The sequence below is a fragment of the Ramlibacter agri genome, from assembly GCF_012927085.1.
GTDB classification, from domain to species: domain Bacteria; phylum Pseudomonadota; class Gammaproteobacteria; order Burkholderiales; family Burkholderiaceae_C; genus Ramlibacter; species Ramlibacter agri.
Map to the genome: position 1 here is coordinate 764742 of NZ_JABBFX010000002.1, position 19918 is coordinate 784659.

18 protein-coding genes are annotated in these 19918 nt (G+C 69.1%); 8 read left to right on the plus strand and 10 right to left on the minus strand.

Annotated features, from left to right (window positions below; genetic code table 11):
• The first annotated feature begins 62 nt into the window (after nt 1-62).
• On the plus strand, nt 63-509 hold the full coding sequence (locus HHL11_RS22150; protein WP_169420727.1) for a GatB/YqeY domain-containing protein: 447 nt from the start codon (nt 63-65) through the stop codon (nt 507-509).
• Here the strand turns inward: HHL11_RS22150 and HHL11_RS22155 are convergent, their stop codons facing one another.
• The 3 genes from HHL11_RS22155 to imuA are packed head-to-tail and all read right to left on the minus strand — an operon-like array spanning nt 510 to nt 5782.
• Nucleotides 510-3824: an error-prone DNA polymerase gene (locus HHL11_RS22155; RefSeq protein WP_169420728.1), complete on the minus strand. Its 3315-nt coding sequence runs from the start codon at nt 3822-3824 to the stop codon at nt 510-512.
• Entirely contained in the window at nt 3817-5085 is a 1269-nt protein-coding gene (locus tag HHL11_RS22160; protein ID WP_169420729.1) for a DNA polymerase Y subunit UmuC family protein, read from the minus strand. The genes HHL11_RS22155 and HHL11_RS22160 overlap by 8 nt, the downstream gene beginning before the upstream one ends.
• Nucleotides 5051-5782, minus strand: coding sequence for a translesion DNA synthesis-associated protein ImuA (gene imuA / locus HHL11_RS22165; RefSeq protein ID WP_169420730.1), 732 nt, complete (start codon nt 5780-5782; stop codon nt 5051-5053). Before imuA ends, HHL11_RS22160 begins: the two co-directional genes overlap by 35 nt.
• A 103-nt stretch (nt 5783-5885) precedes the next feature.
• Here imuA and HHL11_RS22170 point away from each other — a divergent pair, with 103 nt between their 5' ends.
• From HHL11_RS22170 to HHL11_RS22180, 3 genes are all read left to right on the plus strand, one after another.
• A complete protein-coding gene (locus tag HHL11_RS22170) occupies nt 5886-7736 on the plus strand; it encodes an ABC transporter ATP-binding protein (RefSeq protein WP_169420731.1) in 1851 nt (616 codons plus the stop codon).
• Between the two features lie 40 nt (nt 7737-7776).
• The gene (locus HHL11_RS22175) at nt 7777-8292 is read left to right on the plus strand and encodes a DNA-3-methyladenine glycosylase (protein WP_205964605.1); all 516 of its coding nucleotides are present in this window, start codon (nt 7777-7779) and stop codon (nt 8290-8292) included.
• A gap of 193 nt (nt 8293-8485) precedes the next feature.
• Nucleotides 8486-9382 (plus strand): DMT family transporter, encoded by an 897-nt coding sequence (locus HHL11_RS22180; RefSeq protein ID WP_169420733.1) that lies wholly within the window; start codon nt 8486-8488, stop codon nt 9380-9382.
• Here HHL11_RS22180 and HHL11_RS22185 read toward each other — a convergent pair.
• From HHL11_RS22185 to HHL11_RS22200, 4 genes are all read right to left on the minus strand, one after another.
• Entirely contained in the window at nt 9333-9965 is a 633-nt protein-coding gene (locus HHL11_RS22185) for a hypothetical protein (protein WP_169420734.1), read from the minus strand. The two genes, HHL11_RS22180 and HHL11_RS22185, sit on opposite strands and share 50 nt — an antisense overlap.
• 130 nt (nt 9966-10095) lie before the next feature.
• Nucleotides 10096-11475 carry a CoA transferase gene (locus tag HHL11_RS22190; RefSeq protein WP_169420735.1) on the minus strand — a complete coding sequence of 460 codons (1380 nt, stop codon included), beginning with the start codon at nt 11473-11475 and terminating at the stop codon, nt 10096-10098.
• Entirely contained in the window at nt 11472-12110 is a 639-nt protein-coding gene (locus HHL11_RS22195; protein ID WP_169420736.1) for a 3-oxoacid CoA-transferase subunit B, read from the minus strand. The genes HHL11_RS22190 and HHL11_RS22195 overlap by 4 nt, the downstream gene beginning before the upstream one ends.
• Nucleotides 12111-12121: 11 nt before the next feature.
• Nucleotides 12122-12820, minus strand: a complete 699-nt coding sequence (locus HHL11_RS22200) for a 3-oxoacid CoA-transferase subunit A (RefSeq protein ID WP_169420737.1) — start codon at nt 12818-12820, stop codon at nt 12122-12124.
• 87 nt (nt 12821-12907) lie between these two features.
• Here HHL11_RS22200 and HHL11_RS22205 point away from each other — a divergent pair, with 87 nt between their 5' ends.
• From HHL11_RS22205 to HHL11_RS22215, 3 genes are all read left to right on the plus strand, one after another.
• On the plus strand, nt 12908-13453 hold the full coding sequence (locus HHL11_RS22205) for a LuxR C-terminal-related transcriptional regulator (RefSeq protein WP_169420738.1): 546 nt from the start codon (nt 12908-12910) through the stop codon (nt 13451-13453).
• Nucleotides 13454-13520: 67 nt separating this feature from the next.
• The gene (locus HHL11_RS22210; protein WP_205964516.1) at nt 13521-15209 is read left to right on the plus strand and encodes a methyl-accepting chemotaxis protein; all 1689 of its coding nucleotides are present in this window, start codon (nt 13521-13523) and stop codon (nt 15207-15209) included.
• Nucleotides 15210-15265: 56 nt separating this feature from the next.
• Nucleotides 15266-15847: a peroxidase-related enzyme gene (locus tag HHL11_RS22215; protein WP_169420739.1), complete on the plus strand. Its 582-nt coding sequence runs from the start codon at nt 15266-15268 to the stop codon at nt 15845-15847.
• A 52-nt stretch (nt 15848-15899) separates the two neighbouring features.
• Here the strand turns inward: HHL11_RS22215 and HHL11_RS22220 are convergent, their stop codons facing one another.
• From HHL11_RS22220 to HHL11_RS22230, 3 genes are read right to left on the minus strand one after another with little or no spacing between them, the layout of a single operon-like run.
• Nucleotides 15900-16334 carry an acyl-CoA thioesterase gene (locus HHL11_RS22220; protein WP_169420740.1) on the minus strand — a complete coding sequence of 145 codons (435 nt, stop codon included), beginning with the start codon at nt 16332-16334 and terminating at the stop codon, nt 15900-15902.
• Nucleotides 16335-16353: 19 nt separating this feature from the next.
• A complete protein-coding gene (locus HHL11_RS22225; RefSeq protein ID WP_169420741.1) occupies nt 16354-17235 on the minus strand; it encodes a DMT family transporter in 882 nt (293 codons plus the stop codon).
• 20 nt (nt 17236-17255) lie between these two features.
• Nucleotides 17256-18038 (minus strand): SDR family oxidoreductase, encoded by a 783-nt coding sequence (locus HHL11_RS22230; protein WP_169420742.1) that lies wholly within the window; start codon nt 18036-18038, stop codon nt 17256-17258.
• 81 nt (nt 18039-18119) lie between these two features.
• On the opposite strand from HHL11_RS22230, the gene HHL11_RS22235 reads away from it, so the two are divergent.
• A complete protein-coding gene (locus tag HHL11_RS22235; protein ID WP_169420743.1) occupies nt 18120-19796 on the plus strand; it encodes an electron transfer flavoprotein-ubiquinone oxidoreductase in 1677 nt (558 codons plus the stop codon).
• The last annotated feature ends 122 nt before the right edge of the window (nt 19797-19918 follow it).

Consider the following 19918-nt stretch of genomic DNA (forward strand, 5'->3'; position numbering starts at 1 on the left):
TCTGATACTCCCGTCTGGGGCCAGCCCGCGCGGGCTTTTTTCATTGCAACGGAGAAAAGAACATGACGCTCAAGGAACGCATCACCGAGGACATGAAGGCCGCCATGCGCGCCAAGGACAGCGAGAAGCTGGGCGCCATCCGCATGCTGACCGCCGCCATCAAGCAGAAGGAAGTGGACGAGCGGGTGGAGCTGGACGACGCCGCCGTGGTCGCCATCGTCGACAAGCTGCTGAAGCAGCGCAAGGACAGCATCGACGCCTTCCAGAAGGCGGCCCGCCAGGACCTGGCGGACAAGGAGCAGGCCGAAGTGGTGGTGCTGCAGGCCTACCTGCCCGCGCGCCTGTCGGCCGACGAGATCGCCGCCGAAGTGAAGGCCATCGTCGCCGAACTGGGCGCCTCCGGACCCGGCGACATGGGCAAGGTGATGGGCGCGGTGAAGCAGCGCCTGGCCGGCAAGGCCGACATGGGCCAGGTGAGCGCGGCGGTCAAGGCGGCGCTGGCCCCCTGATCAGTGGAAGTCGCGGCTGCTGCTGCGCTGCTGCCCGATGCGCCCCAGCAGCGGCGTGAGGTCTTCCAGCCGCTCGGCGACCAGGTGCCGCACGTGGCCGCCGCTTTCCACGTCCCGCTGCCAGGTGCCGTGCACCGCCAGCAGGCGTGAACGCAGCAGCGGCTCGCGCTGCAGCTCGCGCACCCGCGGCCAGACGATCACGTTGACCGGCCCGGTCTCGTCTTCCAGGGTGACGAAGATCGTGCCGTTGGCCGTGCCGGGCTGCTGGCGGACGGTGACGATGCCGCAGGCCGCTGCCCGCCGCCCGTGCGGCAGCGCGTCCAGCTCGGTGGCCGTGAGGATCTTCATGCGCTTCAGCCTGGCGCGCAGCAGCGCCAGCGGATGGCGCCGCAAGCTCAGGCCCAGCGATGCGTAATCGAAGACGATCTCCTCGCCTTCCCGGGCCGCCGGCAGTTCCAGCTGTTCTTCCGCGATCGGGGCCTGTTCCAGCAAGGCCGGCGCGCGCCGCTGCGCCGCCGCCTCCCAGACCTGCTGGCGGCGATGGCCGGCCAGCGATTTCAAGGCGTCGCCGGCGGCCAGCGCCTTCAGGTCCTTCACGTCCAGCTGCGCGCGCAGAGTCATGTCTTCGACGCTGCTGAAGGGCCCGCCCTCCTCGCGCTCCTTCGCGATGCGTTCACCGGCCAGCTGGCTGAGGCCGCCGACCAGGCGCAGTCCCAGCCGCACCGGCGGCCGCGAATCGGCGTCGGACTCCAGTTTGCTGTCCCAATCGCTGGAGGACACGTCCGGCGGCAACACCGCCACGCCCGCATTCCGGCTCGCATCCTGGATCAACTGCGAAGGCGCATAGAAGCCCATGGGCTGCGAGTTCAGCAGCGCGGCGAGGAAGCACTCGGGTTCGTGGCGCTTGAGCCAGCTGCTCTTGTAGGCCAGCAAGGCGAAGCTGTAGGCATGGCTCTCCGGGAAACCGTATTCGCCGAAGCCCTGGATCTGCTTGAAGATGCGCTCGGCGAAATCCTGCGAGTAGCCGTTGGCCAGCATGCCGCCGACCAGCCGCCGCTCGAAGTCGTGCACGCGGCCCTTGCGCGTCCACGCGGCCATCGCGCGGCGCAGCGAATCGGCTTCGGTGGCGGTGAAGCCGGCGGCGATCATCGAGATCTCCATCACCTGCTCCTGGAAGATCGGCACTCCCAAGGTGCGTGCCAGCGCCTTCTTCAGGCGCGGCTCCTTGCCGGTTTCGCGGGTGGAGCGTTCGTAGGAGATGGCGGCCGCCCCGCCGCGGTCGAAGGCTTCGCGCGCCCGCAGGTAGGGATGCACCATGCCGCCGGAGATGGGCCCCGGCCGCACGATGGCGACCTCCACCACCAGGTCGTAGAACTTCTTGGGCTTCAGCCGCGGCAGCATGGACATCTGCGCCCGGCTCTCGATCTGGAACACGCCCACCGTGTCGGCGCGGCGGATCATCTCGTAGGTCGCTTCGTCGCCGTTCGGGATGTCGCGCAGCGCCATCGGCGGGCCGCCGCGCAGCGCGTTGCGCATGTCCAGGCAGCGCCGCAGCGCGCTGAGCATGCCCAGCGCCAGCACGTCCACCTTCATCAGGCCCATGTCCTCCAGGTCGTCCTTGTCCCACTGGATCACCGAGCGGTCCTTCATGCTGGCGTTCTCCACCGGCACCAGGCGCACCAGCGGCGTCTGCGTCAGCACGAAGCCGCCCACGTGCTGGCTCAGGTGGCGCGGGAAGCCCATGAGCTGCCAGGTCAGGTCCATCCACTGCGTCGCGACATGCGCCGTGATCTCGCACTGCTCCAGCCGCGCCAGGTCCTGCAGGCGCTCCACCGCCAGCTCGCTGTCGAACCAGTGGTGGTCCTTGGCGAAGGCGTCGACCAGCGGCTCGGGCACGCCCAGCGCCTTGCCGACGTCGCGGATGGCGCTGCGCGTGCGGTAGCTGATGACCACCGCGGCAATCGCCGCCCGCTCGCGGCCGTACTTGCCGTAGATGTACTGGATGACCTCTTCGCGCCGCTCGTGCTCGAAGTCGACGTCGATGTCGGGCGGCTCGTTGCGCCGGTCCAGGCTGATGAAGCGCTCCAGCAGCGGCTCGGAGTCCATCGGGTCCATCGCGGTGATGCCCAGGCAGTAGCAGACCACCGAGTTGGCGGCGGAGCCGCGGCCCTGGCACAGGATGCGCAGCCGCTCCGCCTCGCGCACGATGTCGTGCACGGTGAGGAAGTACATCTCGTAGTTGCACAGCTCGATCAGCGCGAGCTCCTTGCGCAGCAGCAGGCGCACCTTCAGCGGCACGCCCTGCGGGTAGCGCGCACGCGCGCCTGCGTAGGTGAGGCTGCGCAAGGCGTGCGCGGGCGTCATCCCCTCCGGCACGGCCTCCAGCGGGTAGTTGTAGCGGATGCTTTCCAGCTCGAAGTTGCAGCGCTTCACCACCTCCAGCGAGGCTTCCATCAGTTCGCGCGGATAGGTCTCGGCCAGCCGCAGGCGCGTGCGCAGGTGGCGCTCCGCGTTGCCTTGCAGCGCGAAGCCGCAATCGCGCACGGCCTTGCCTTCGCGCACGGCGGTGATCACGTCGTGCAGGGGCTTGCGCGAGCGCACGTGCATGTGCACGTCGCCGGCGGCCACCAGCGGCACGCCGCAGCGCTCGCCGGCTTCGCGCAGGCTCGCCAGCCACAGGTCGTCGTCGATCGAGTGCAGCAACTCCACCGCCAGCCACAGGTTTTCGCCGAACAGGTTGCGCGCCTGCGCGAGCCTGGCGCACAGCGCCTCCAGGTCCAGCGGCACACCGGGCAGGCGCTTGGGCGCGAAGAGGATCTCGCAGCCGATCAACTTGCCGAAATCGCTGCCGTCCCAGCTGGCGTTGTATTCGCCCTTGGCCGAGGTCATGCGCGCCGTGGAGATGAACTCGCACAGGCCGCCCCAGCCATCGAGGCTGCGCGCCAGCGCCACCAGGCGCGCATCGCCCAGGTCGAACTCGCTGCCGAACAGCAGCTTGAAATCGCGCAGGCGCCGGTTGCCAGGCTCCTTGTCCTGCAGCTCGCGCGCGAACTCCAGGTAGGCCTTCAGGCCGCTGGAGGCACGCACCACGCCGGCCACCGAGCATTCGTCGGTGATCGCGATCGCCTGGTAGCCGAGGTCGTAGGCGCGCCGCACCAGCTCCTGCGGATGCGAGGCCCCGCGCTGGAAGCTGAAGTTGCTGATGCAGTGCAGCTCCGCATAAGGCGGCAGCGAGTCCGGCCCCGGCCGCAGGATGGGCGGCAGCTGGCTTTCCTTGTCGAGGAAAGGTCCCGGCTTGGCGTGGGTCTCAGGCATACAGCCCCTGCAGGTACCAGCGGTACTCGCTGGCGAATTTCAGCGGCCGTTCGCGGAACACCCAGACCAGGCCGGCGCCAACGCTGCGCGCCAGGAAGTAGTCGCGCAGCACCGCGCCGTCCTCTTCCCACCAGGCCGTCTCCACGCGGTACAGGCGCGCGAGGCGGCGCAAGGGGCCGCCGTAGTAGGCGACGTTGTCCTTCACCTCCAGCTCCAGCGGTTGCGGCAGCAGCCAGGTCGGATAGAGCGCGTCGGCGACGCCGTGAGTCGCTTTCGAGGGCTCCGCGCCGCGCACGGGCCTCCAGCGCTGCATCGCCTCGGGCCGGTGGTCCGCCTGCGGCAGTGCCATCACCACGTTGTCCTCGCCGAGCCGCACGCTCAGGCGCTCGACCAGCTGGTGCAGCTTCTCGCCCGGGCGGTTGTCCTCCGGCAGCAGGCTGGTCGTCAGGCCGCCCCACGGCACCGTCTCCAGCGAGCGCAGGCGCAGGTGGTTGGCCGGTGCGGCGATGGAAAGCCGGTTGAACTGCTCGCTGGCCAGGCGCCGCAGATGCTTCATGTCCTGGGTCGGTTCGGCCGTGCGCAGCTCCAGCTTCTCGTTGGGCGGCAGCCGCTTGCCATCGAGCCGCTTCAGGTCCAGCGTCCACTCGAATTCCAGCGCCAGCACGCCCAGGTTCCGCGCCTGCAGCCAGGCCTGCAGCAAGGTGAGCAGGTGCGAGCCCGTGAACAGCAGTTCCGGCGCGGAGGTGGCGAGCATCTGCAGTTCGAGATTCAGGTCGAAGCTGCCCGGCAAGGTGAGCCAGTCGTAGCGCTCCGGCCGCTGGCCATAGGCCGCGTCCAGCGCCTGCAGCAGCTCCGCGCCGAAGCGCCGGCTGACGCCGCCGCGCGGCAGCGCCCGCAGCTGGCCGAAGGTCAGGCAGCCGATGCGCTCCAGCGTGTGCAGGTGCGGGCCGGCGGCGGTGAGTGTGTCCAGCGGCAGGCCGTCGGGGACCTGTTCCGGCATCTCGCGCCCCTGCTCGCGCAGCCGCAGCAGCGCCAGGGCCACCAGCGCCGTCGCGCCATGCGCCCACACCGGCGCCGGCAAATCCGAGTTCAGCAACTGCCGCGCGAGCCGCTTGCGCCCGCCGAACAGGCGTTCGGAAGCCGAGACCTCCAGCAGCAAGGCCTCTTCGACGGCGGCGACCCGGGGCGTGAACTGCAAGCCACGCCAGCCCCAGGCCTGCCGCACTTCAGCGGACGAGGCTTGCAGCGCGATCCAGTACATCGGACACGACTTGTTCGACGGGAAGGGGCGTGGCGGCGCGGCGCACCTTGCGCGCGGCCAGCAAGGCCGCGAGGCGCGCGGGATGCGCGTCCAGCATGACCGGCTGCAGCAGCGGCGGGCCGCGGCGCTTGAGGATGCTCACCTCCAGCTGCTCCGTGCCCTGCAACAGCAGGCGCAGGCGCGCCGGCGACGACTGCTCGCGGGCTTCGATGCCGCGAAAGGCGACCAGCAGGCGATCGTTCTGCTGCGCGCACAACTGCAGGCGGCGCAGCTCCTCCGCCTTCGCGCGTGGCACCCAGGCCAGCACCGCGCTGACGTCGGCGCAGCGCAGCGCCTGCTCCGCGGCCCACAGGCGCTGCGCAGGCTTGTCGGCGTGCACGCACAGCAGCTGCTGCGGCCTCAGGCCCTGGGCCTGCAAGGCCGGGCCGAAAGGCTCGTAAGGCGGGGCGACCAGCACGACCGGGCCGGATTCCTCGCGCATGCATTGCGCCAGCGCCGGCGCCAGCAATTGCCAGACGTGCTGCTGCGGCTGGGCCTGCAGCACCTCGACCAGGCAGCCGAGCGGCCAGCCCTGGCCCGGCAGCTGCGCGTCCAGCGCCGCGAAGCCCGTGGAGAGCACCTTTTCCTGCGCCTGCGCCAGTTCCCGCCCACGCCAGACGTGGCGAATTTGCAGGTCGGAAACGGCAGGGGCAGTCATGGCAGAATACTGATTCTTTATACAGTATTCCTGGTCGCCTACAAGTGCCAGGAATGCCCTTCCCACCAGCGATGTCAGGTTTCCGTTAAAACTCACCGGTTCCATGTTCCGGCTGTTCGAAAAGCTGCTCCATCCCTACCCGGATGTCGAGCCCCCACCCCTTCCCAAGCGCTTCTTCGCCTTCGTCTGGGCCTGCACCGAGGGCCTGCGTGGCTACATCCTCGCGCTGGCCATCGTCAGCGCCATCATCTCCGGCTACGAGGCCTGGCTGTTCGGCATGCTTGGGCAGGTGGTGGACTGGTTGTCGCGCTCCTCGCGCGAGACCTTCTGGCAGCAGCAAGACGGCCTGCTCACGGTGTACGCGGCGATCCTGCTGGCGAGCACCGTGGTGATCGCGCTGCAGACGATCCTCAAGCACCAGACGCTGGCCATCAACTTCCCACTGCGCCTGCGCTGGAACTTCCACCGGCTGATGCTGGGCCAGAGCCTGGCCTTCTACTCCGACGAGTTCGCCGGCCGCATCACGACCAAGGTCATGCAGACCGCGCTGGCCGTGCGCGAGATGATCTTCACGACGACCGAGGTCATCATCGGCATCGGCGTCTACTTCATCACCATCCTCGGACTGGCGGCGGCCTTCGACGTGCGGCTGATGCTGCCCTTCCTGGGCTGGTTCGCGCTGTATGCCGTTTCGGTCTGGTACTTCGTGCCGCGCCTGGGCCGCATCGGCAAGAAGCAGGCCGATGCGCGCGCGATGATGACCGGCCGCATCACCGACGCCTACACCAACATCTCCACCGTCAAGCTGTTCTCGCACACGCAGCGCGAGGCCAGCTTCGCGCGCCAGGCGATGACGGAGTTCATGACCACCGGCTACCAGCAGATGCGGCTGGTCAGCAGCTTCGAGATCGTCAACCACGCACTGGTGGTGTTGCTGATCATCGCGGCCGGCGGCTACAGCATCTGGCTGTGGACGCAGGGCCAGGTCGGGCCCGGCGCGGTGGCCGCGGTGACCGCGATGGCGCTGCGCATCAGCGGCATGTCGCACTGGATCATGTGGGAAATGGCCTCGCTGTTCGAGAACATCGGCACCATCCAGGACGGCATCGGCACGCTGACCCGCCCGCGCCAGGTGGTGGACGAGCCCGATGCGAAGCCGCTGGCGGTGCCGCGCGGCGAGGTGAAGTTCGAGGACGTGCGCTTCGGCTACGGCAAGGCGCAGCCGATCATCGAGCACTTCAACCTCACCGTGAAGCCGGGCGAGAAGATCGGCCTGATCGGCCGCTCCGGCGCCGGCAAGTCGACGCTGGTGAACCTGCTGCTGCGCTTCTACGACACCGAAGGCGGCCGCATCCTCATCGACGGCCAGGACATCGCGCACGTGACGCAGGACAGCCTGCGCCTGGCCATCGGCATGGTGACGCAGGACACCTCGCTGCTGCACCGCTCGGTGCACGACAACATCGTCTACGGCCGCCCGGGCGCGAGCGACGAGGAGCTGATGCGCGCGGCGCGCCGTGCGCAGGCGCACGAATTCATCATGAACCTGAGCGACCCGCAGGGGCGCAAGGGCTACGAGGCGCACGTGGGCGAACGGGGCGTCAAGCTCTCGGGCGGGCAGCGGCAGCGCGTGGCGATCGCGCGCGTGATGCTGAAAGACGCGCCGATCCTGCTGCTGGACGAAGCCACGAGCGCGCTCGACTCCGAGGTGGAGGCCGCCATCCAGGCGAGCCTGCAGCAGTTGATGCAGAACAAGACGGTGATCGCGATCGCTCACCGCCTCTCGACCATCGCGGCGCTGGACCGGCTGGTGGTGCTGGACCAGGGGCGCATCGTGGAGCAAGGCTCGCACCGCGAACTGCTGGCGGCCGGCGGCCTGTACGCGCGCCTGTGGGCGCACCAGAGCGGCGGCTTCCTCGGCGAGAGCAGCGAAGAGGAAGCGCTTGAGGCCTAGCAAGCTGAAGCCGCAGGACTTCCAGCGCGACGCCGAGGAAATGGCGCGCGTGCTGATCGGCGCCGTGCTGCTGGTGGACGGCGTCGGCGGCCGCATCGTCGAGACCGAGGCCTACGACATGTCCGAGCCGGCCTCGCACACGTATGGCGGGCCAACCGCGCGCAACGCGTCGATGTTCGGGCCGCCGGGGCGGGCTTATGTGTATCGCTCCTACGGCATCCACTGGTGCCTGAACTTCGTCTGCCGCGAGGAAGGCCATGGCGCAGGGGTGTTGATCCGCGCGATCGAGCCCTTGCAGGGCCTAGCCGTCATGTGCGAGCGGCGCGGGCTGCACGATCCGCGCCTGCTTTGCTCGGGGCCGGGACGCGTCGGCCAGGCGCTGGCCATCGCGCATGACATGAACGGCTACCGGCTGGACCAGAAGCCTTTCGAAGTGCACGCCCCCGACAGGCTGCACGAGATCGCGATCGGGCCGCGGATCGGGATCAGCAAGGCGGCGGAAGTGCCGTGGCGCTTCGGGCTGGCGGGTTCGCCCTATCTGAGCCGGCGCTTTTGACCTCTTATCATCCCCCCATGAACACGACCCGGCGGTTGGCCACCAACCCGCCTCCCTTCGCACCCCCGATGGTCACCGCGCCGCCTCCGGCGCGCCGCTGACCTTCCTCGTGCTCCTGCCGTAGCTGCGCTGCGCGCGGGGCTTCGTGTTCGCGCGGGCATGCCGTGCATGCCCGCCAGCCAAGGGTGGTGCCATGTCTTTCCGTTCTTCCGTCGCGGCCGCGTCCGGCCCGACGTCCCTGTTCGTGCTCCTCTGGAGCAGCGGCGCCCTGTTCGCCAAATGGGGGCTGGCTTACGCCAGCGCCTTCACTTTCCTCTCGCTGCGCTTTGCTCTCGCATTGGCCGTTCTGTCCGTGATCGCGCTGCGGCGCGGACGCTGGCTGCCCTTGCCGGGCACGCGCAAGCAGGTCGCGCTGACGGGCCTCGTGCTGGTCGGCTGTTACTCGGTCTTCTACCTCCTCGCGCTGGCCCACGGCATGACGCCCGGGGTGCTGGCCACGGTGATGGGCGTGCAGCCGCTGCTGACGCTCGCGCTCACCGAAAGGCCGCTGTCCCTGCGGCGCATCGCGGGCCTCTTGCTGGCGCTGGCGGGATTGGCGCTGGTGGTCTTCGACAGCCTGCTGGCGGCGCGGCTCGGCCTCGCGGGCGTGCTGGCCGCACTGGCGGCGCTGGCGGCCATGACCTGGGGCACCCTGCTGCAGAAGCGCCTGCAGCAGGCGCCGCTGGACGTGTTGCCGCTGCAGTACGCTGTCGCGCTCGCGCTGTGCCTGCTGGCCCTGCCCTTCGCCGAAGTGCGCGTGCAGTGGTCGGCCGGACTGGCGCTGTCGGTGGGCTGGCTCGCGTTGGTGATTTCGGTGGCGGCGACCTTGCTGCTGTATCGCCTGATCCAGGCCGGCAACCTGGTGAACGTCACCAGCCTGTTCTACCTCGTGCCGGGTGGAACCGCGCTGCTGGATTGGGCGGTGCTGGGGAATGCGATGGCGCCGGCGGCGATCGCGGGGCTGGGGGCGATCGTCGGGGGACTGCTGGTCGCCATGATCATCAACGCGACGGCGTCACCGTCACGCTGCCGCCGTTGTTCACGATCGTGACCGGCGGATCGCGCAATTCGGTGATCACCACCTGCCGGCGCCCGCGCGGGGCGGCGGCGCCGTAGGTGGCCGGGCCGGCGCCCAGCGACGTGGTGTCGGGCGCGGCCGGCGCGGCGGCGACGAAGGTCGGCGCCGGCAGCACCGTCACCGTGGGCTTGATCGCGCGGTCGGCTGCCTGCGGCGGCACCATCACGATGTCGCCCGCCACCTGCACGTGCGGCAGGCGCGAGGCTTCGGCCGTTTCGCGGCTGGTGAACAGCGGCGCCGGCGGGCCACTGCGCGCCACCGTGCGCGTCGCCGAGCGCTCCATCGCCATGTGATTGGGCGGGACGTCGCTGCCCGTCGGCCGCGCCAGCGCGCCCAGCGTCACGCGCTGGCAGGTGCTGGTCTCATCGAACTCCAGGCGCGCCCCTGCCGGATAGCCGCGTGCCCTCAGGCCTTCGTGCAGTTGCAGGCGCATGTCCACCGGCGCATCGGCGCCGCTGTACAGCACGCGGTCGCGGCTGTCGTAGACGGTGTAGCAGGCCATGGCCTTGGCGCCAATGAGCGCCAGGCCCAGGAGCAGTGCGAGTTTCGATTTCATGGTCGCCTCTAGCGCCGGTGCATGCGGCGGCAAATTCAGATGCGGCCATGATGAGTACCGCGCCGCGCAGGGTGCGCAGTCCTAGGCAGTCAACGGCTGTAGTCGCTCTTCCCGCCGGCGCGGCGGACCGCTACCAGTGGGCGGGTGCGCTGCCGGGCGGCATCGAAGGCCGCGTCCACGCGGCCGGTGTGCGGCTCAGCTGGGCGCTGTGGCGCACCGCGCGCAGCTCGCCGAAGCCGGAAGCGCTGGTCTCCAGCCATGCATCGAGCGCCGGCGCTTGCGCCGCCAGGCCGCCTTCGACACGGCCCAGCGCGCGCAGCCAGCGCCCGGTCTGCGCCAGCGACACCTGCACGTGCCAGCTGCCGCCTTCCAGCTGCTGCCGGCGCAGTGCCGCGGCCGCGCCGAAAGCGATGAGGTAGCCGGTGGCCTGGTCGAGGATCTGCATGGGCAGCGGCCGCGGCTTGCCCGGCGAGCCGGCTGCTTCGCCCTCGGCCAGGTTGAAGCCGCTGGCGGTCTGCACCAGCGAATCGAAGCCGCGCCGGCCACTCCACGGCCCATGCGGTCCATAAGCGGACAAGGAGACGTAGACGATGCCGGGCCGCGCAGCCGCCACCTGCTCCACGCCGAAGCCCAGCTGCTGCAGCCCGCCCGGGCGGTAGCCCTGCACGAAGACATGCGCATCCCGAAGCAAGGTGTGCATCGTCACGCGGCCTTCGTCGGAGCGCAGGTCCACCAGCGCCGAGCGCTTGCCCCGGCTCGTGTCCGCGATCGCTTCGATGTTCGGCAACTGCGGCGAATTCACCAGCATCACGTCCGCGCCATACGCCGCCAGCGCGCGGCCGCCGACCGGGCCGGCCAGGATGCGCGTCAGGTCCAGCACGCGCACGCCTTCCAGCGGGCGCTGGTCGTCGCGCAGCAAAGGCAAGGTGAGCGGAGCCGCGTCACCGACGCGCGTGATCGTCATCAGCGGCTGCGCGGCGATGGCCTGGCCTTGCGGCGAGGCATCCCACTCGGCGAAGCTGCGCAAGGCGGTGGCGACCAGGCCGGCGTCGGCCGCGGCCTGCTCGAAATCCAGCGCCTTCCAGCGCAGCATGGCGGCTTCGGCGTCAGCGCGAGCGGCCGTGGCCGGATCCAGGCCCAGCAGGCGCAGCGCGCCGTCACGGTGGTGGGCGAAATTGGCGTGCACGCGCACCCAGCCATCGGCGGTGCGGTACAGGCCGGAGAACTTGTCCCAGAGCTCGGGCACCTGGCCGTCCAGGCTGAACCAGCCCAGGCACTCGGCGCAGGCATGCGCGGCGTCGACGCTAACCGACTGGCGCGCTTGCCCGCGCACATGGCCGACTTCGCAGGCGGCCAGTGCGGCCGCCGCGATGGTGCTTTGCGCAGCCGTGGCAACCGCGAAGGAGGAAGGCCAGGCCGGGTCCTGCCCCGTCAGGGCGGCGCATCCCAGGGCTTCCTGCGGCAGCCCACCGAGCTGCCACAGGCCTGCCAGGGCGGCTTGCGCTTTCACTGGATCAGCTGGACGCCGGTCTTGGACTGCACGTGTTCGAAGGTGACGCCGGGCGCCAGCTCCAGCACCTTCAGGCCCTTGGGCGTGACATCGAACACGCCCAGGTCGGTGATGATCAGGTCCACCACGCCCACGCCCGTCAGCGGCAGCGTGCACTTGGGCAGGATCTTCAGGTCCTCGGTGCCGTCCTTCTTGCGGGCCACGTGCTCCATCAGCACGATGACGCGCGGCACGCCGGCCACCAGGTCCATGGCGCCGCCCATGCCCTTGACCATCTTGCCGGGAATCATCCAGTTGGCCAGGTCGCCGTGCTCGCTGACCTGCATGGCGCCCAGGATGGACAGGTTGATCTTGCCGCCGCGGATCATGGCGAAGCTGTCATGGCTGCCGAAGATGGACGATCCCTTGATGGTCGTCACCGTCTGCTTGCCGGCGTTGATCAGGTCGGCGTCCACTTCCGCGTCGGTCGGGAAGGGGCCTATGCCCAGCATGCCGTTTTCGGACTGCAGCCAGACTTCCTTGTCGCCGGTGAAGTTGGCCACCAGCGTCGGGATGCCGATGCCGAGGTTGACGTAGAAGCCGTCCTTGAGTTCCTGGGCCGCGCGCGCGGCCATCTGGTCTTGGGTCCAGGGCATTGTCTGACTCCTCAGGCGGGACGGGTGGTGCGCTTTTCGATGCGCTTCTCGGGATTCGGGTTGTGCACGATGCGGTGCACGTAGATGCCGGGCAGGTGGATGTCGTCCGGGGCCAGTTCGCCCACTTCGACGATCTTCTCCACCTCCACGATGCAGACCTTGCCGGCCATCGCCACCGCGGGGTTGAAGTTGCGCGCCGTCAGGTTGAAGCGCAGGTTGCCGCTCTTGTCGGCCACGTCGGCCTTCACCAGCGAGACTTCGGGCACCAGCGAGCGCTCCATCACGTAGGTCTCGCCGTCGAATTCGCGCAGTTCCTTGCCCTCGGCCACCAGGGTGCCGACGCCGGTCTTGGTGAAGAAGGCCGGGATGCCGGCGCCGCCGGCGCGCAGCTTCTCGGCCAGCGTGCCCTGGGGCGTGAATTCCAGCTGCAGCTCGCCCGCCAGGTACTGGCGCTCGAACTCCTTGTTCTCGCCGACGTAGGAGGAGATCATCTTCTGGATCTGGCGCGTCTCCAGCAGCTTGCCGAGGCCGAAGCCGTCGACGCCCGCGTTGTTGGAGATGACCGTGAGGTCCTTGACGCCGCTGTCCTTCAGCGCCTCGATCAGCGCCTCGGGAATGCCGCACAGGCCGAAGCCGCCGACGGCCATCAGCTGGCCCGTCTTGACCACGCCGTCCAGCGCCGCCGCTGCATTGGGGTAGATCTTGTTCACACTGTCTCCTGCTGGGACGAAGATGCCCGGATGGGCGCTACGATACTACCTACGATGTTACGTAGTAATCCCTAGAGGCCCCACCGGATGGACGCCGACTACCGACTCGCCTTCGACCTCGCGCCCGTGGGACTGTGCGTCTCGCGCAACCGCGCCATTGTGGATTGCAACCAGGCGCTTTGCGAGATGTTCGGCTGGTCGCGCGAGCTGCTGGTGGGCCAGTCCTTCCTGGTGCTCTATCCGAGCGTCGACGAATACGAGCGGCTGGGCAAGCGCATGGCGCCCATCCTGAACGCCAAGGGCCGCTATGCCGACGACCGCATCATGAAGCGGGCCAGCGGCGACGTCTTCTGGTGCCACGTGAGCGGCCGGGCCCTGAACCGCGCGGCGCCGCACGAGGCGGGCATCTGGTCTTTCGAAGATCTCAGCGCGGTGCGCCCGGTCAAGGCCGAGCTGACGGCGCGCGAGCGCGAGGTGGCGGCGCGGCTGCTCGACGGGCTGACTTCCAAGGAAATCGGCAAGACGCTGCAGATCAGCCACCGGACGGTGGAGATCTACCGGGCGCGTTTGATGCGGAAGTACAAGGCGAATACGACTGCGGATCTGGTCCACAAGCTGATGGCCGGGGCGTAAGCAGCCCTCAAGTCCGGCCGGGCGCCGCCGAAGAAGCTGCGAGCAACGCACCTTCACTGCCCATTCCATGACCTTCAGCAAGCTCCGCATCGGCACCAAGCTCTGGCTTGCCGTCGCCCTCCTCGTCGCCGGCCTGGCCGGCGTCATCGCCTTCGCCGCCTGGCGCACCGCCGAATCGACGGCGCAGGCGCAGGCCGCCCTGGGCCTGGCCCAGCGCAAGATCCAGCTGGCCACGCGCTGGACCGCCCTGACCGAGGCCACCGTCGGCCGCATCGTCATCACCGCCTCCAGCACCGAACCGGCCGTCCGCGCGCTGGTGGACCAGGCCACCGGCAAGGCCATCCAGGAGATCACCGCGCTGCAGAAGGAGCTGGCCGCCCTGCCCCGCGACGCTGCCGAAAACGCGCAGATGGAAAAGATCGCCAGCCTGCGCAAGCGCCTGCTGGACGTGACCGCCGCCACCGCGAAGCAGCAGGGCGCCAAGGCGACCGCCGCGGCCCGTGCCGAGAGCGCGGCCACCATCGACGCCACGGCGGCGCCCTACCTCGAAGCCCAGCGGGAGTTCGCCAAGCTGGAACAGGACAACATGACCCAGGTCGGCGCGGATTTCCGCGCCCAGCGCCAGAACCTGACGACCGTCGTCTGCGCCGTTGTCCTCCTGCTGCTGGCCGGCGTTGTGGCCGGCGCCGCCTTCCTGATCCGCTCGATCCGCCGCCCGCTGACGCAGGCCGTGGACATGGCGGCCGCCATTGCCCGCGGCGACCTCACGCAGCGCGGCGACGCCAGCCGGGGCGATGAATTCGGCGACCTGATGCGCGCCCTGAACGCGATGAGCGAAGCGCTGAGCCGCACCGTCGGCCAGGTGCGCAGCGCCGCCGACCAGATCGCCACCGGCACCAACCAGATCGCCATCGGCAACCAGGACCTGAGCCAGCGCACCGAGGAACAGGCGTCCAGCCTGCAGCAGACCGCGGCCTCGATGGAGCAGATGGGTTCGTCCGTGCGCCAGAACGCCGATGCGGCGCGCCAGGCCACCGAGCTGGCCAGCGCCGCCAGCGCGGTCGCCGCCGAGGGCGGCACGGCGGTGAGCCAGGTGGTGCAGACCATGGGCGCCATCAGCGAAGCCAGCAAACGCATCGCCGAGATCACCAGCACCATCGACGGCATCGCGTTCCAGACCAACATCCTCGCCCTCAATGCCGCCGTGGAAGCGGCGCGTGCCGGCGACCAGGGCCGCGGCTTTGCCGTCGTGGCGGGCGAGGTGCGCAACCTGGCCCACCGCGCGGCCGACGCCTCCCGCGAGATCAAGGACCTGATCCAGGACAGCGTCGCCAAGGTGGAGCGCGGCAGCGTGCAGGCCAGCGACGCCGGCCGCACGATGACCGACATCGTGGCCCAGGTGAAGCGCGTCAACGACCTGATCGGCGAGATCGGCGCCGCGACCATCGAGCAGACCACCGGCATTGGCCAAGTGGGCCACACGGTGACGCAGCTGGACCAGGTGACGCAGCAGAACGCGGCACTGGTGGAACAGAGCGCGGCCGCCGCGGCCAGCCTGAACCAGCAGGCGGCTCGCCTGGTGGAGGCGGTCGGCGCCTTCACGCTGGGTGAGGTGCAGGCCCGCACGGCGATCGCCACGGCCAGCAGCTCCGCGAAGGCCGTCGCCGTGCGCGCGCCGGCGCCGCGCCCGCCCGTGCGGACGTCGCGTCCGGCGGTGGTCTCCGCGGCGGACGATCCCGACTGGCAGCAGTTCTAAGCTCCCGTATGCTTGGTGGGCCCGCTTAGTCAGGCCCATGCATTTCCGGAGACGCCATGCAACGCTACCCATCGCCCGAACTGAAGGACCTGCCCGAGGACATGCGCCAGCGCATCCTGGAGGTGCAGGAAAAGAGCGGCTTCGTGCCCAACGTCTTCCTGGCGCTGGCGCGCCGGCCGGCCGAGTGGCGGGCCTTCTTCGCCTACCACGACGCGCTGATGCTCAAGGAGACGGGCTCGCTGAGCAAGGGCGAGCGGGAGATGATCGTCACCACCACCAGCGCGGCGAACAGCTGCCTGTACTGCGTGGTGGCGCATGGCGCGATCCTGCGGATCTACGAGAAGAAGCCGCTGGTGGCCGACCAGGTGGCGGTGAACTACCGCAAGGCCGACATCACGCCGCGCCAGCGCGCGATGCTCGATTTCGCGATGAAGGTGTGCCTGCGCTCGCACGAGATCGAGGAGGCCGACTTCCAGGCCCTGCAGCCGCACGGCTTCGACGACGAGGACATCTGGGACATCGCCGCCATCACGGCCTTCTTCGGCCTGTCGAACCGCATGGCGAGCTTCTCGAACATGATGCCGAACCCCGAGTTCTACCTGATGGGCCGCGTGCCGAGGGAGAAGAAGGCTTCCTGAGTTCCGCGCCACCACTCCCGGCGCCATGTACCTGGACCGGGGAGCGGAGAGGCTAACGGGCCGGCCCGTCTTCCAGCAGGCTGCGCAGCCAAGCCGGCAGCGGGGACGATTTCTGCTGCCGGAAGTCCAGCCACACGGTGGTCGCTCCGCCCGACGCGTACACCACGCCCGGGTCGTCCTCGCGTTCGATCGTGGCCCAGGTCTCGAAGCTGCTGCGGCCCGGGTCGCTGGCGTACATCTTCACCACGATGTCGCCGGGATACTCCAGCTGCTTGTGGAAGTTACAGAAGGCATTGACGATCAGCGCCCCCTCGCCTTGCGGGTTCAGCGGGCACTTGATCGCGGCGAACCAGTCGATGCGCGCCACCTCCAGGTAGCGGAAATAGACGGTATTGTTGACGTGGCCCATGGCGTCCATGTCGCCCCAGCGGATGGGCATCCGCGCGCTGTGGACCAGCTTCTTGCGTTCGGGCAGCTCGAGCTTCATGCCCAAAGCATACCCGCGGCTATTCGCGGTGCGCCCGGATCGAAGCCACGATGCCCAGCGTGAACATGGCCACCGCGGCCCATTGCGCCGCACTGGGCCAGGCGCCGTCCCAGGCGAAGGAATAGGCCAGCGCGAACAGCGTCTCGCTGACGATCAACTGCCCGCTCAGGCTGGCCGGCAGGCGCTGCGAGGCCACGTTCCAGAGGATGGTCGCCAGCCACGCCGAACCGAAACCCGTCGCCAGGCACAGCGCGAGGAAGAAGCCCGCTTGCGGATGCGCGCGCAACGCGGCCACACCCGAACCCGCCACCGCCCACATCAGCAGCGCGCCCGCGCCCGTCGCCAGCCCCAGCCAATTGGCCCAGTCCGTCGCATTCACCCCGGGATGGCGCTTCAGCCAGGCGGAGTTCAGCAAGGCGAACGCGGTCCATGCCGCCAGCGAGGCCGTCGCCATCAGGATGCCGCGCCAGAAGTGCGGCCGCGCGCCGGCATCCGCCGGCAGCGCCATCATCAGCGCCAGGCCGGCAGCGGTCAGCACGAGAGCAGGCACCAGCGCCCGCCAGCGCAAATGCCCCGGCTTGCCCAGCAGCATCACCCAGATCGGGATGGTGCCGATCACCAGCGCCGGCACCTCGGTGCCGGCATCGCGGATGGCCAGCACCAGCAGCAGGTAGTAGCCGGTGAAGCCCAGCACGCTCAGTCCGGCGGCAGCCAGCGCCTGGCGCGCCGTCGGCAAGGGACGCCGGTTGAAGCCGACCACCACCAAGGCCACGAGGCCATAAGCGAGGAAACGACCGGCCGCGAAATCGACCGGCGGCAAGCCCGCAACCATGCGCGGGGCGACGAAGACGAGACCCCACAGGGCGCCGGCCAGCAGGCCGGCGAGCACACCTCTCAGCATGCGCTGCGCGAAGCCGGCAGCTAGAGCGCGAAGCCGTCGTCGGCCGCGATCACCGCACCGTTGACGAAGTGGCTCTGGTCGGACGCCAGCAGCACCATCAGCGCGTCCAGGTCCTCCGGCTTGCCCACCCGCTTGCGCGGCAGCATCTGCACCAGTTTCTGGCCCTGTTCGGAGTCCCAGTGGTGGTGGTTGATCTCGGTATCGATGTACCCCGGGCAAAGGGCATTGACGTTGATGCCGAAGCGGCCCCACTCCAGCGCGAAGGCCCGCGTCATCTGCACCACCGCCGCCTTGCTGATCGCATAGGCGCCGATCTGCGGCAGCACCTTCAGCCCCGCCATCGAAGCGATGTTGATGATGCGTCCGCCGGTGTAGCTGCCCGGCGCCGCGCCGCGCGCGCGGGCCAGCATGCGCTTGCCCACTTCCTGCGCGACGAAGAAGGCGCCCTTGGCGTTGGTGTCGAAGATGTAGTCCCAGTCGTCCTCGGTGACGTCCTGGATGCGCTGGGTGGTGCTGACGCCCGAGTTGTTGACCAGGATGTCGATGGAGCCGACTTCGGTCTCGGCGTGCGCCACGGCGGCGCGGATGCTCCCGATGTCGGTGACGTCCAGGCCGACGACGTGGGCATCGCCGCCCTCGCCTTCGATCTGGGCCCGCAGGTCCTTCAGTTTCTCGATGCGGCGCGCGGCCAGCACCACCGCCGCACCGGAGCGGGCAAGCACCCGCGCGAACTGGGCGCCCAGCCCGCTGCTGGCGCCGGTAACGAAGGCGACACGGCCCGACAAGTCGATCGAATAAGCCACGGATCCCTCTCGCTTTGGGGGGGCCGGCCGGACGAATAAAATCGTACGCTCGGCACCACAATCCATTATCAACGACTGCCCATGACCCAAGAAGAAATCCTGGCCCAGTACGGCCCCCGCGAAGCGATGGAGTACGACGTGGTCGTCGTCGGCGGCGGTCCCGCCGGCCTGGCGACGGCCATCCACCTGAAGCAGCTGGCCGCCGACGCGGGCAAGGAAGTCTCGGTCGTCGTGCTGGAAAAGGGCTCCGAGCCCGGCGCCCACATCCTCTCGGGCGCCATCGTCGACCCGAAGGCGCTGACGGAGCTGATCCCGGACTGGAAGGAAAAGGGCGCGCCGCTGAACGTGCCGGTGACCGAGGACATCTTCCTGTTCATGTCCGAGACCGGCGCCACCCGCGTGCCCAACTTCATGCTGCCGCCGAACTTCGGCAACCACGGCAACTACATCGCCAGCCTGGCGAACCTGGTGCGCTGGCTGGCGCAGCAGGCCGAGGCGCTGGGCGTGGAGATCTTCCCCGGCTTCGCGGCCGCCGAAGTGCTGTACAACGAGGACGGCTCCGTCAAGGGCGTGGCCACCGGCAACATGGGCATCGGCAAGGACGGCGAGCCCACCGAGAACTTCCAGCTCGGGATGGAACTGCACGCCAAGTACACCGTGTTCGCCGAAGGCGCGCGCGGCCACCTGGGCAAGCAGATCATCGGCCGCTACCAGCTCGACGCCGACCGCGACCCGCAGAGCTACAGCATCGGCATCAAGGAAGTGTGGGAGATCGACCCGTCCCGCCACCAGGAAGGCCTGGCCCTGCACAGCGCCGGCTGGCCGCTGGACGAGATGACCTACGGCGGCTCGTTCATGTACCACATGGAGAACAACCAGGTCGCGATCGGCTTCGTGGTGGGCCTGGACTATTCCAACCCCTACCTGTCGCCGTTCGAGGAGTTCCAGCGCTTCAAGACGCACCCCAACATCCGCTGGTACTTCGAAGGCGGCGCGGCCAAGCGCCTGGCCTACGGCGCCCGCGCGCTGACGGTGGGCGGCATCCTGTCGCTGCCCAAGCTGGTGTTCCCGGGCGGCGCGCTGGTGGGTGACGACGCCGGCTTTTTGAATGCGTCGCGCATCAAGGGCAGCCACGCCGCCATCAAGACCGGCATGCTGGCCGCCAAGGCCGCTTTCGACGCGCTCCAGCACGGCCGCCAGCACGACGAGCTCACGGCCTACCCGGAGAGCTTCGAGCGCAGCTGGCTGTACAAGGAGCTGAACAAGGCCCGCAACTTCAAGCAGTGGTTCAAGAAGGGCCGCACGGTCGCCACCTTCATGACCGGCATCGAGCAGTTCGTGCTGCGCGGAAGCATCCCGTGGACGATCCACCGCGAGAAGCCGGACCACGTGTACCTGAAGCCGGCCGCGGAATGCAAGCCCATCGTCTACCCGAAGCCGGACGGCAAGCTCACCTTCGACCGCCTGTCCTCGGTGTTCATCTCGAACACCAACCACGCGGAAGACCAGCCCGCGCACCTGACGCTGAAGGACGCGTCGGTGCCGGTGAGCGTGAACTTCGCCAAGTACGCCGGCCCCGAAAGCCGCTACTGCCCCGCGGGCGTGTACGAGTTCGTGCAGGAGGACGGCAAGGAGCGGCTGCAGATCAACGCGCAGAACTGCGTGCACTGCAAGACCTGCGACATCAAGGACCCGACGCAGAACATCGTCTGGGTCACGCCGGAAGGCGGCGGCGGGCCGAATTACACGAACATGTGAGGTTGACCGGTGCGCAGCAAGCTGCGCACCCTACGGCAGCACCTGGCACGGAGCATCCCCGCGCGGTGCGCAGCAAGCTGCGCACCCTACGGCAGGCTGACGGCTGGGGTCGGTAGAACTCC